11 protein-coding genes are annotated in these 12,584 nt (G+C 63.0%); 8 read left to right on the top strand and 3 right to left on the bottom strand.

Annotation, left to right across the window (positions count from 1 at the left end; translation table 11 throughout):
* The 7 genes from polA to EPO09_RS13950 form a co-directional block, all read left to right on the top strand.
* A partial coding sequence (gene polA / locus EPO09_RS13980) for a DNA polymerase I (protein ID WP_290643933.1) occupies window positions 1-2,767 on the top strand: 2,767 nt, incomplete at its 5' end.
* A 131-nt stretch (window positions 2,768-2,898) separates the two neighbouring features.
* Window positions 2,899-4,944, top strand: a complete 2,046-nt coding sequence (gene ppk1, locus EPO09_RS13975) for a polyphosphate kinase 1 (protein ID WP_290643932.1) — start codon at window positions 2,899-2,901, stop codon at window positions 4,942-4,944.
* 78 nt (window positions 4,945-5,022) lie between these two features.
* Window positions 5,023-5,541: a histidine phosphatase family protein gene (locus EPO09_RS13970; protein ID WP_290643931.1), complete on the top strand. Its 519-nt coding sequence runs from the start codon at window positions 5,023-5,025 to the stop codon at window positions 5,539-5,541.
* Window positions 5,542-5,714: 173 nt separating this feature from the next.
* Complete coding sequence (gene ybgC, locus EPO09_RS13965; protein WP_290643934.1) at window positions 5,715-6,164, top strand: tol-pal system-associated acyl-CoA thioesterase; 450 nt, start codon at window positions 5,715-5,717, stop codon at window positions 6,162-6,164.
* Window positions 6,165-6,170: 6 nt separating this feature from the next.
* Window positions 6,171-6,905 carry a protein TolQ gene (tolQ, locus tag EPO09_RS13960; protein WP_290643930.1) on the top strand — a complete coding sequence of 245 codons (735 nt, stop codon included), beginning with the start codon at window positions 6,171-6,173 and terminating at the stop codon, window positions 6,903-6,905.
* A 2-nt stretch (window positions 6,906-6,907) separates the two neighbouring features.
* Complete coding sequence (locus tag EPO09_RS13955) at window positions 6,908-7,351, top strand: biopolymer transporter ExbD (RefSeq protein ID WP_290643929.1); 444 nt, start codon at window positions 6,908-6,910, stop codon at window positions 7,349-7,351.
* 4 nt (window positions 7,352-7,355) lie between these two features.
* Window positions 7,356-8,267: an energy transducer TonB gene (locus tag EPO09_RS13950; RefSeq protein WP_290643928.1), complete on the top strand. Its 912-nt coding sequence runs from the start codon at window positions 7,356-7,358 to the stop codon at window positions 8,265-8,267.
* A gap of 25 nt (window positions 8,268-8,292) precedes the next feature.
* Here the strand turns inward: EPO09_RS13950 and EPO09_RS13945 are convergent, their stop codons facing one another.
* The 3 genes from EPO09_RS13945 to EPO09_RS13935 are packed head-to-tail and all read right to left on the bottom strand — an operon-like array spanning window position 8,293 to window position 10,367.
* Complete coding sequence (locus EPO09_RS13945) at window positions 8,293-9,090, bottom strand: putative DNA-binding domain-containing protein (protein WP_290643927.1); 798 nt, start codon at window positions 9,088-9,090, stop codon at window positions 8,293-8,295.
* Window positions 9,087-10,037 (bottom strand): DUF692 domain-containing protein, encoded by a 951-nt coding sequence (locus EPO09_RS13940; RefSeq protein ID WP_290643926.1) that lies wholly within the window; start codon window positions 10,035-10,037, stop codon window positions 9,087-9,089. The genes EPO09_RS13945 and EPO09_RS13940 overlap by 4 nt, the downstream gene beginning before the upstream one ends.
* A gap of 30 nt (window positions 10,038-10,067) precedes the next feature.
* Entirely contained in the window at window positions 10,068-10,367 is a 300-nt protein-coding gene (locus EPO09_RS13935; RefSeq protein WP_290643925.1) for a DUF2282 domain-containing protein, read from the bottom strand.
* A gap of 241 nt (window positions 10,368-10,608) precedes the next feature.
* On the opposite strand from EPO09_RS13935, the gene EPO09_RS13930 reads away from it, so the two are divergent.
* On the top strand, window positions 10,609-12,584 hold a 1,976-nt coding region (locus tag EPO09_RS13930), incomplete at its 3' end, for a GspE/PulE family protein (protein ID WP_290643924.1).

Below are 12,584 nucleotides of genomic sequence, written 5' to 3'. Positions count from 1 at the left end.
CGAGCCCACAGGTGCCATGCACGGCGTGGTCAACATGATGGGATGGCTGCGTGAGCACATCGGCGCGGAGCATGCCGTGTGCGTGTTCGACGCCAAAGGCCCGACATTCCGCGACGAGTGGTACCCCGAGTACAAGGCCCATCGGCCTTCCATGCCGGATGACCTGCGTACGCAGATCGAGCCCATCCATGAAGTGGTCAAGCTGCTGGGCTGGCCCGTGCTGGAAGTGCCCGGTATCGAGGCCGATGACGCCATCGGTACGCTCGCACGTGTCGCAGCAGCTTGCGGCCATCGGGTTGTCATCTCCACGGGTGACAAGGACTTGGCTCAACTGGTCAACCCGCAAGTCTCGCTGATCAACACGATGGCCAAGCCACCCGAGGTGCTGGACATCCCCGGCGTGCAGGCGAAGTTCGGCGTGCCTCCTGACCGCATCATCGATTACCTGACTTTGATTGGTGACGCCGTGGACAACGTGCCCGGTGTTGAAAAAGTCGGCCCCAAGACCGCCGTGAAGTGGTTGGCCGAATACGACACCCTCGAAGGCGTTATGGCCGCAGCCGACAGCATCAAGGGCGTGGTGGGCGAGAACCTGCGCAAGGCCCTGGACTGGCTGCCTCAAGGCCGCCGCCTCATCACCGTCAAGCTCGATTGCGATCTCACCGGCCATGTGCCCGAGTGGCCTTCCCTGGATGCGCTGGCATTGAAGGCGCCCGATCTGCCTGGCCTGCTGGACTTCTACACGCGCTACGGTTTCCGCAGTGCCCGTGCTGACGTCGAGAAACTGCTGGGTGGCGGTTCAGTGGCACCTGCAGTCAAATCTGCCAAAGCACCCAAGGCTGCCAAGCCCAGTGCCACAGGCGATCTGTTTGGCGGTGATGCTGAACCGCTTGCAGGCGATGCGGTAGACGCCGCTTCGGCTGAAGGTGGCCATGCCGCCGCGTCCAGCCTGAGCCAGATCGACACCCACTACGACACCATCCTGGATTGGCCAGCCTTCGATCAATGGCTGGCTCGTCTGAATGCGGCCGAGATGGTCGCCTTCGATACCGAGACCGATTCGCTCGAACCCATGAATGCGCGCATCGTCGGCCTGTCCTTCAGTGACAAGGTGGGCAGCGCCTGCTATATCCCGCTGCGCCACGAAGGTCCCGACGCGCCTGAGCAGTTGCCGCTGGACGAGGTGCTGGCCCGGCTCAAGCCCTGGTTGGAAGATGCCAGCAAGCACAAGGTCGGCCAGAACATCAAGTACGACACGCACGTGCTGGCCAACCACGGGATTTACATTCAAGGCTATGCGCACGACACCATGCTGCAAAGCTATGTGCTGGAAGCGCATCGCCGGCACAACCTGGGTGATCTGGCGCTGCGCCATGTGAACCGCTCTGGCTTGAGCTATGAAGAGGTGGCCGGCAAGGGCGCCCAGCAGATCCCGTTTGCACAAGTGGCGGTGGACCGTGCGTCCCAATACTCAAGCGAAGACAGCGACCTGACCCTGCACGTGCACGAAACCCTGTGGCCACGCCTGCAGGCCGAGCCCGCCTTGCTTGACATCTACCAGCGCTTCGAGATGCCAGCCTCGCGCGTGCTGCAGCGCATCGAACGCAATGGCGTGTTGATCGACAAGGCACTGCTGCAGCAGCAAAGCCACGAGCTGGGCCAGCGCATCATGGCGCTGGAGCAGGAAGCCTACGAACTGGCAGGCCAACCGTTCAACCTGGGCTCGCCCAAACAGCTTGGCGAGATCCTGTTCGTCAAGCAAGGCCTGCCCATCGTCAAGAAGACGGCATCCGGCGCGCCCTCCACCAATGAGGAGGTGCTGGAAAAGCTGGCCGAGGACTACCCGCTGCCTGCCCGCATCCTCGAATACCGCAGCATGGCCAAGCTCAAGTCCACCTATACGGACAAGCTGCCGCTGATGATCAACGCCACGACCGGCCGTGTGCACACCAACTACGCACAGGCCGTGGCCGTGACGGGGCGCCTGTCGAGCAACGACCCGAACCTGCAGAACATCCCCGTGCGCACGGCGGAAGGCCGCCGCATCCGCGAAGCCTTCATCGCGCCTGAGGGTCACGTCATCGTGTCGGCCGACTATTCGCAGATCGAGCTGCGCATCATGGCCCACATCTCGCAAGACGAGAACCTGCTGCGCGCCTTCGCTGAAGGCATGGACGTGCACCGCGCCACCGCCAGCGAGGTGTTCGGGGTCACGCCTGATGAGGTTTCCAGCGAGCAGCGCCGCTACGCCAAGGTCATCAACTTCGGCCTGATCTACGGCATGAGCGCTTTTGGGCTGGCGTCCAACCTGGGCATCGAACGCTCGGCGGCATCGGCTTATATCGATCGTTACTTCCAGCGCTACCCAGGCGTGAAGCGCTATATGGACGAGACACGCGCCATGGCCAAAGAGAAAGGCTATGTCGAAACCGTGTTCGGCCGCCGCCTGTGGCTGCCCGAGATCAACAGCCCCAACGGTCCGAGCCGGGCAGGGGCGGAACGCGCGGCCATCAACGCGCCCATGCAGGGCACGGCGGCTGACCTGATCAAGCTGGCGATGGTGGCCGTGCAGGACACGTTGGATGCGCAAGGCAAGGCCAGCCTGATGATCATGCAGGTGCACGACGAACTGGTCTTCCAGGTGCCCGAGGCCGAGCTGGATTGGATCAAGCAGGAAGTGCCGCGCCTGATGGCGGGTGTGGCCCAGTTGCGCGTGCCCTTGCTGGCCGAACTAGGGGCTGGCCCTAACTGGGAAGCGGCGCACTGAACGCCCGGGGTGCAATGCAGGGCGCTTTCGCGTTGCCTTGGGGCACACTGACACGAAACTGTCATCATCCTGGGGGGCTTGGAGGTCTAAACTGAAAGCCCCCGTATTTCACTCTCAGGAAGTCGTTTCAGGTGTCTCCCGCCCCGCGTTTGAAGTTGCTGAGCCGCGAACAGGCCATTCTCGAATTCAATCGCCGTGTGCTGGCGCAGGCTCAGCGCGAGGACGTCCCTCTGCTGGAGCGCCTGCGCTACATCTGCATCGTGTCGTCCAACCTCGACGAGTTCTTCGAGGTGCGCTTTGCCGATGTGCTGGAGGCCTCGCGCACACGCGGCACAGGCATCGATCCGCAGTATCTGGCCGATGTGGCCCGCGAAGCGCGCCAACTGGTTGATGACCAGTACCAGATCTTCAATGACGTGGTCGGGCCGGCCCTGCGTGATGCGGGCATCTACATCCTCAACCACGCGCATCGCAACGAGGCGCAGCGCGAGTGGGTGGCCAACTTCTTCCATCGCCAGGTGCAGCCTTTGCTGGTGCCCATCGGGCTGGATCCCTCGCATCCCTTCCCGCAGGTCGCCAACAAGACGCTGAACTTCATCGTGCAGCTCGGTGGCCGCGATGCTTTCGGGCGCGACAACGACATCGCCATCGTCCGCATCCCGCGTGTGCTGCCCCGTGTGATCAAGCTGCCGCCCGAGATTTCGGATGGCAAGCAGTGCTTTGTGCTGCTGTCCAGCGTGATCCGCTCGCATCTGGGCGAGTTGTTTGCTGGTCGCGAGATGAAGGCCTTCTCGCAGTTCCGCCTCACGCGTGATTCCGACATTGATGTCGATGAAGACGATGTGACCGACTTGCGCCAGGCTTTGCGATCCAAGATGAGCACGCGCCAGTTCGGCCAATCGGTGCGCCTGGAGGTGGTGTTCAACTGCCCCAAGGACCTGTCTGACTTCCTGCTGGAACAGTTTGGCCTGAACCACCAGGCGCTTTACCAGGTCAATGGTCCCGTCAATCTGGTGCGCCTGACGCAGTTGATCGACCAGGCCGATGCCGACAACCTGCGCTTTGCCAACTACCTGCCAAGCTGGCCGGAAAGCCTGCCGCAAACGGGCATGATCGACCACTTGCGCCAGCACGATTGCCTGCTGCATCACCCGTTTGAGGCCTTTGAATCCGTCGTGCAGTTCCTGCGCGAAGCGGTTTACGACCCCGATGTGCTGGCCATCAAGCAGACCATCTACCGCACGGGCAGCGAGTCCGTGCTGATGGAGTTGCTGCTGGAAGCCGTGCGCCGAGGCAAAGAAGTGCTGGCCGTGGTGGAGCTCAAGGCGCGCTTTGACGAAGAGGCCAACATCAACTGGGCCGAGCGCCTGGAGGCCTTGGGCGCGCAAGTGGTGTACGGCATCGTGGGCTTGAAGACCCACGCCAAGATGATGTTGGTCACGCGGCGCGAGGGCAATCGCCTCAAGCGCTACGCCCACCTGTCGACCGGCAACTACAACCCCAAGACCGCGCGCTTGTATACCGATGTGGGCTACCTCACCAGCAATGCCGAAGTCACCGCTGACGTCGACATGGTGTTCCAGCAGCTCTCCAGCCTGACGCACCAGAAGTCCACCAAGCAACTGCTGCTGGCGCCGTTCAGCATGCAGACGCAGATGGTGCGCACGATCAAGCGTGTGGCCGATGCGGCCCATGCTGGTCAGCCTGCGCGCATCGTGCTCAAGCTCAATTCCCTGACGGATGAGCCGCTGATCGAGGCCTTGCTGGAGGCGGGTCAGGCTGGCGCGCGCATTGACCTGATCGTGCGTGGCGCCTGCATCCTGCCGCCGGGCGTGCCTGGCTTGTCAGACAACATCCGCGTGCGCTCCATCGTGGGTCGCATGCTGGAGCACACCCGTGTGCTGTACTTCCGTTGGGGCGAGTCTGACAAGGACGAAGCGCTGTACCTGTCGAGCGCCGACTGGATGAACCGCAACATGACGCGCCGCATCGAAGCCGCCTGGCCAGTACGGGATGTGGCCTTGCGCCAGCGTGTGATCGACGAGTGCCTGGTGCCGTATCTGCTGGATGTGCGCGATGCCTGGATCCAGCACGGCAATGGCCGCTATGAGCGCGTTTCTCAAGAAGGCGTCAGTGCGCAGCAGGCCTTGATGGCGCGTTATCAGGCTCAGCCCTGACCGGTCTGGCCTGTCATCAAGTTGCCCCGGTGGCGGGGCACACTGACGCGCATTGATTGAAAGCATGAGGAGGCTGTGATGGACCTGATCCTGTGGCGCCATGCGCAAGCCCACGCCTTGCCGCTGGACGATGATCTGCAGGCCCGCGCGGCAGCGGGTGAAGACGTCACCGTGCACTTCGATCTGGCTCAGGATCTGGCCCGCACCTTGACGCCCAAGGGCGAGCGCCAGGCCGAGCGCATGGCGCAATGGCTCAACCAGCGCTTGCCGGATACGGCCCGAGTCCTCGTCAGCCCTGCGCAGCGCACGCAGCAGACGGCCATGGCGCTGGGCCGTTCATACAAGACGGTACCGGCCTTGAACCCGCAGGCCAGCGTCGATGATCTGTTGGCCGCTGCTCGCTGGCCACGGGGCAAGGATCCTGTGCTGATCGTCGGGCACCAGCCCACGCTGGGTCTGCTCGCCGCTCGCCTGTTGACCGGTCAGGATCTTCCCTGGGCGGTGCGCAAGGGCGCTGTCTGGTGGCTGCGCAGCCGGGAGCGCGATGGCGAAACCAGCGTGACCTTGCACGCCGTGCAGTCGCCCGATTTCCTCTAGACCAGGCCCCTGATCCTTTCGGGGCGCAGTCAGCTTTACATCTCTTGACCAGGGGCGCCCCGGGTTCGGTGCGAATGGCCCGGATCCCCTGGATAATGGCGACCATGAGCCTGTCGTCTGTTGCTGTCTCTTCGGCCCCGCCTTCGGATGGCCCTTCGGCCTTGCCCGTGGGCATGCCTGCTGCCTTGGCGGGGGCGCATTTCCGTCACCCGATTCGCGTTTATTGGGAAGACACCGACGCGGGCGGCATCGTTTTTTACGGCAATTACCTGAAGTTCATGGAGCGCGCCCGCACCGAGTGGCTGTCGTCCCTGGGCTTTGAGCAGGAAGACATGCGCCAGTCTGGCGAGGGCATGTTCGTCGTCGCCGATACGCAGATGCGCTTTCTCAAACCCGCTCGCCTGGATGACCGCCTGACCGTGACGGTGACCGTCAGCGAGGTCGGGCGCTCCAGCGTGGCTTTTCAACAAAACGTCTGGCGCGGCGAGACCTTGCTTACTCAGGGCCGGGTTCGCATCGGCTGGGTGCAGTCCAAAGCGGGGCAGGAGAGCCTCAGGCCGGGTCGCATCCCCGAACGCATCCTTGCCGTGTTGCCCATACCCCATCCAACCTCCGGAGCTTGACCTTTCATGAACCAAGACTTGTCCATCATCGCCCTGGTGATGCATGCCAGCGCTGTGGTGCAGATCGTGCTGGCGCTGCTGCTGCTGGTGTCCTTGGCCAGTTGGAGCGTGATCTTCAGCAAGCTGATCGGTCTAAAGCGCGTGAGGCAGGATAACGATGAGTTCGACCGCGAGTTCTGGGCCGGGCGTACGCTGCAGGAGCTGTACCAGGACGCGCAACGAGGTGAGGGCCCGCCTTCGCCGCAAGAGCGCATTTTTGCGGCCGGCATGCGCGAGTTCATGAAGCTGCGTGAGCGCCGCATCACCGATGTGCCCAGCCTGCTCGACGGCGCCCGCCGTGCCATGCGCGCCAGTTTCCAGCGCGAGATGGACGTCATCGAGGCTCGTCTGGATTTCCTCGGTTCGGTGGGTTCGGTCTCGCCCTACATCGGCCTGTTCGGCACCGTGTGGGGGATCATGCACGCCTTCACGGGGCTGTCGAACATGCAGCAGGTGACGCTGGCCACGGTGGCACCCGGTATCGCCGAAGCCTTGGTGGCCACGGCCATCGGCCTGTTTGCCGCCATTCCCGCCGTGCTGGCCTACAACCGCCTGGCGCGTGATATCGACCGCATCGCCACCCAGATGGAGTCCTTCATGGAAGAGTTCTCCAACATCCTGGCGCGCAGCGCCGCGCCTGCGCCGGCCAGCGCTTCGTCGGCGGTGGATGCGGGGCGTGGTCAGCCTCAGCAGGGGCGTTGACCGTGGCTGAACTCAATGCCCGAGGCGGAGGCCGGCGCCGGCGCACGCGCAACGAGATCAACATGGTCCCGTTCATTGACGTGATGCTGGTGCTGCTGATCATCTTCATGGTCAGCGCGCCTTTGTTGCCCACCGGCGTGGTGGACCTGCCCAGCATCGGCAAGGCCCGCCAGGCGCCCGAAAAGGTGATCGAGGTCGTGCTGGAAGACGAAGACCACGTCAAGTTGCGCGTCAACCGCAAGGACGTGGATTCGATGTCAGTCAAGGATCTGGCCGATCGCATCAAGCCCATGCAGGATGAGGCCGCTGGCGGCCCGCAAGCGGTGCCCGTGATCATCAGTGCCCGCAAGGACGTGCGGTATGAATCCGTCGTGCACGTGATGGACGTGTTGCAAAAGGCCGGCGTGGCCCGTGTGGGCCTGTCGGTGCGCACCACCGGAGGTTGAGCCTTTGAACGCGGACGCCGTCAGCCAGGGAACCGGCCCCATCCTTCGCCCCCGCTCGGCGGACGGCTGGGGGCTGGGCGGCGCTTTGGCGCTGGGCGTTCACCTGATGCTGGTGGCGGCATTGGCGCTGGGCGTGCGCTGGAAGATGACGACGCCCGAGACGGTGGAGGCCGAGGTCTGGGCTGAAATCCCCCGTGCCGCTGCACCTGAAGCGCCGCCCCCTCCGCCGCCCGATGAGGTGCCGCCCAAGGTCGAAACGCCACCTGTGGAGACACCGCCTGAGCCGGTGAAAGCAGCAGAGCCCGAGCCTCCGGCGCCGCAGCCCATCCCTGATCTGGTAGTCGAAAAAAAGCCCAAGAAAGAGCCCAAGAAGCGCAAACACCGCGAGCCCGTCGAGGTGTTCGAGACCGATCCGCCCAAGCCCGTCAAGAAGGTCGACAAGACGCCTGAGAAGACGCCGCCCAAGAAGGCTGAGCCGGTCAAACCTGAGCCCAAGAAATCGCCACAGGCGACCAAGACAGAGCCCGCCAAGACGACCAGCACCAGCCAGTCTGGCAAGCCGGGCTCGCAACAGAATCCAGCGCTCAAAGGCATCATGGCGCAACTGGAAGCATCGCTGGGCGCCGCGAATCGCTCGGCCGGCCCCAGTGCGGCCTATGCAGGGCGCATCGTGGCGCGCGTCAAGCCCAATATCGTGTTCACGGACAGCCTCAGCGGCGATCCGCGAGCCGTGGTGGAAGTGCATTGCTCACCAGATGGACGCATCATCGCGCGCAAGGTGATCGAGTCATCGGGCGTACCAGCATGGGATGACGCTGTGCTGCGCGCCATCGATAAAACCGAAGTGCTGCCCAAGAACGAGCAGGGAGAGGTACCCATCTCGATGCAACTGGGTTTCCGCTACAAGGATTTCTGATCGAGCGGATCGGTGATGAGTGTTGTCAGTCTGCCTCAGCAGTGACACGCCACACCCAGCCCTGCATCACGGCCATGCTCAGCCAGGCGCTGAAGTCAAGGCCTTGCGGCGCGTGATTCAACAAGCCGCCCAGAGAAGACGCTTCAGTGCGATGCGGTGCATGTTCCAGCAGCGACCGCATCCACATGCCTTGTTCCGTTGGCACCTCCAGCATCTGCACCTGCCAGGGCGAGCGCCAGACCACCGTGGCCCCGAGCTTCCTGGCATCCCGCAGGGCCGCTTCGGCCATGGCGGTTTGCTCGGCCTCCGGCAATTGATGTGCTTGCCACAGATCAGCCAAAGGCCAGGGCGACATCACCACCTGCACGCAAGGCTTGAGTTGCAGGTGCAAGCTGCGAGGCGCACTGTCGCCCAGCCTTTGCAGGCTCTCGTGATCCAGATCGGCATCGGCTGCCCGCTCACAGAAGTGGCGGGCCCAGTCCAACCTGGCGCAGTCGGCCAACCAGGGCCAGTCAGCCAGTTCGGTGCGGCTTTGAATCAACTCTGGCAGATCCGCACCCCATTGCCCCAGGTCGCCACAGGAGGGCGGTTTTTGCTTCCACAGCAGCACCGCCAGGGTGCCCAGCGCTTCTTCGCCCAGCATGGCGGCCACGGTAGGGAAATGCGCGAGCAGTACGCGCTGCGCCGTGGCCTTGGCATTGACCTGATAGGCCCGCAGGCCCGCCGCATCTGTATCCAGACCAGCCGCCTGGATACCCGGCCAGCCTTGCTGCAAAGCAGCCAGAACCGCCTGTTGCCGGGCCAGTTCTCGGGCGGCGCTCATGTCCAGTCGTCCATGTCCTGTTCGCCGCGCGATGCCGAGATGACGTCGGCCGCCAGCCGAGCCTCGTCCAGCAAGACGGCCAAGGGCGGTAGATCGACATCCCATTCGATCAGCGTGGGCAACTCGCCCAGGTGATTCAGCGCCATGTCGTAGGCATCCCATACGGCTGGACTGATGCGCTGGCTGTGGTCGTCAATGACAAGCTGATCCGGCCGCTCGGGCCACCGGAACCCCGCCAGATGGAGTTGCCCGACCATGCCGGGGGGCAGGGACCAGACAAAATCCATTGTTTCAGCGCGCGCTTGCTGCATGGCCCGGTCACGGTCAGGCTCGCTGCCCGGCGCGTCCTGCCAGTGCAGACGCCGTGCGCGATTCAAACCATTCACCAGCAGGTTGTTCAGGTCCAGCAGCAACTGGCAACCACTGCGCCTGCAAGTCTGGATCAGAAACTCGATCTCCGTCATCTCATCGTCCTCGTAAGCCATGTAAGCCGAGAGGTTCTCGATCAGGATGGGACGGCGCAAGCGATCTTGTACGCGCTGGATATTGGCGACCAGCACGTCCTGCGATGCCGGTGTGAAAGCCAGCGGCAGCAGATCGCTGGCGTGTACTGCGCCAGGTGAGCCGGGGCTTGCGGGGCGCACATGGGCAAAACTGGCGTGATCCGAAACCCGGACGGGTGACACCTGCTCAACCAGCCGCGCCAGCCTGTCCAGATGCGCCTCATCCACCCCCGAGGCCGAGCCCAGCGACAAACCCACGCCATGCAGACTGACGGGGTAATGCGCCCGCACGGCCAGCAAGCCCTGTATGGCGCCGCCGCCCTGCGCAAAGAAGTTCTCCGAGTGCACCTCGACAAAGCCAAGGGCAGGGCGTTGCGTCATCAAGGCCTGCGCATGAGGTGGCCTCAGGCCGATGCCAATCAGGGCGGAGGGTGGGCGAGGCATCCGTGCAGCCTGCGAGTCGGTTGGTCCGGCTTACTTGTTGTCAGCCTTGGCCAGCGCAGCCTTGGCCTGATCGGCGTTCATGCCACCCATCTTGGCGCAGGTGCCTTTGGCCACCAGCTTCCATTCGGCCGGGGCGTTGTCGGTCTTGGCCTCGCCGGCGCAGGAGTGTGTGCCTGACAGATTGGCGCAGTGGTTCTGGCCCGCCTTGACGATGCCGTAGCACTTTTCCTTGTCTTTCGGGGCCGCTTCATCGTGAGCCTGGGCGGCGGTGACGGCGCTCAGCGCCAGAACGGAAGCGAGTGCGGACGACAGCAGTTGACGTTGGTTCATGTCTATTTCCAGTGATTCAGTTTCAAGAATACGCGAGCAAACCTCGCCTGATGTCAGTCGTGCGAACCGCAGAAATCTGACACTGGTCCTTAAAAAATACAAACAGGTGCGCACTGGCGTTCAGGGATGGGCGCAAACAGCGGGATTTCTGCCGTTTTTGTTCCCATCATGATGCGGCCAGTTTCATAGCATGGCAATCAACCCGGGGTGTCAGTGTCTCATCCTGGATGCAAGGATCGACATGTCTGATTACCCTGATCACGCCTCTCGAAGCGACGCGGGGCCACCTGCGCCAGCGAACTCCATCGACTTTCAGGATGCTGGCTTTGGCGATACCGTAAGCGCTGAATTGGCCAATGGCGCCTTCCGCTGGCCTACGCCGCCCTTTGCCACCTACCCCGTGGCCTCGGCTCAGCAGGATTCGGAGCCTTGCCAGATCGTGGGGCTCAACGGTCGCGTGATGCAGGGCCGACTGAACTTCTTCGTGCCCACAGAGCGCGTCGCGCACATTCAAGTGCCGCCTGCTCGCACGACGATGCCACTGCGTTTCAACCAGTTTCGCACCATTTTGCTGACCCGCGCCATCGAGCCCACGGCAGTCAGCCAGGAAGTGGCCGCGCATGACGGTGGGGTGCTCACCGAACGACCTGTGACCGACTACCGTGTGCACCTGGTGGCGGGCGGCACGCTGGAGGGCGACACGATCGGCCATGTCGAGAGCGAGCACGGTCTGTTTCTTTTTCCTCCCGTGGATGAAAAGGGCGCGGTCAACCGCCTGTTCGTTCCTTCCGACATCATCGCGGGCGTAGAGATCGGGCCGCTCATCGGGCAGGCCTTGATTGATGCACAGGCCGTGACCCCTGATGATGTGAATCAAGCCATGGAAGTGCAGCACAACCTGCGCAACCAGAAGCTGGGTGACATCCTCCTGACCCAGAAAGTGGTGTCTCCCGAGCAACTGATCGAGGCCATTCAGCGCCAGAGCCACATGCCCATGGTGCGCATTGGTGAAGCGCTGATCGCTCTGGGCCTCATCTCAGACGAGCAACTCCAGATCGCCCTCAAGCAACAGCAGCATGATCGCACCGTGCCGCTGGGCGAGTTGCTGGTGCGCCTGGGCATGGTCTCCCGCCAGGATCTGCTTGGTGCCCTGGCACGCAAGATGGGCTATCCCCTGGTGGACCTGGACAAGTTCCCCGCCGACCCTGAGGCGCTGAACAAGGTGCCCTTCAACGTGGCTGCACGCCTGCTGGTGGCACCACTGCTGCTGCACGATGCCACGCTCATCGTGGCGGTCGAAGACCCCAGCAAGCGCACCGTGCTGTCCGAACTCGAGTTCGTCACCCAATGCAAGATCGTGCCTGTGCTAGCCAACCAGAGTCAACTGGAGTGGGCCATCCGCGATGCCTATGCCCGCCTTGGCGCAGATGTCACGTCGGTGATGTTCACCACTTTCGCCGAACCGGCAGAGCTGGAGCTTGAAACCGTCGACTCAGGCAAGCTGGTCGAAGACCTGGAGAAAGAAGGGCTGGACAACAAGGCCTTCCAGGAAGAAGACCGCCCCATCGAGCAAAGCGACAACTCGCTGGTGCGTCTGATCAACACGATGATCGTCGAGGCCTATACACAAGGCGTGTCTGACATCCACATCGAGAGCTACCCGGGGCGAGACAAGATCAAGATCCGTTTCCGCAAGGACGGTGGTTTGGTGCCCTACCTGGAGCTGCCGCACAACTACCGCAGCGCCATGATCGCCCGCATCAAGATCATGTGTGATCTGGATATTTCCGAGCGTCGCAAGCCGCAAGACGGCAAGATCAACTTTGCGCGCTTCGTGCCGCAGTATCGACTTGAGTTGCGTGTGGCCACCATTCCGACCAATAACGGTCTGGAAGACGTGGTCATGCGGATATTGAGTTCTGCCCGCCCCTTGCCGCTCGACAAAATCGGTCTGAGCGACAACAACCTCACCCGCCTGAAGGGGGCGCTGGAGCGTCCCTATGGACTGATTCTTTGTGTGGGTCCCACCGGCTCAGGCAAGACCACTTCGTTGCACTCTGCGCTCAGCTTCATCAACGTCCCAGAACGAAAGATCTGGACGGCTGAAGACCCGGTGGAAATCACACAACCGGGCTTGCGGCAGGTGCAGATCAACCCCAAGATTGACTGGACTTTTGCCAAGGCTCTGCGCGCCTTCCTGCGTGCCGATCCGGACGT

Origin of the sequence: Aquabacterium sp., assembly GCF_004297345.1 — a bacterium.
GTDB lineage: Bacteria > Pseudomonadota > Gammaproteobacteria > Burkholderiales > Burkholderiaceae_C > Aquabacterium.
The sequence above is the reverse complement of the archived record's forward strand: the minus strand, read 5'-3'. Positions and strand labels throughout refer to the sequence as shown.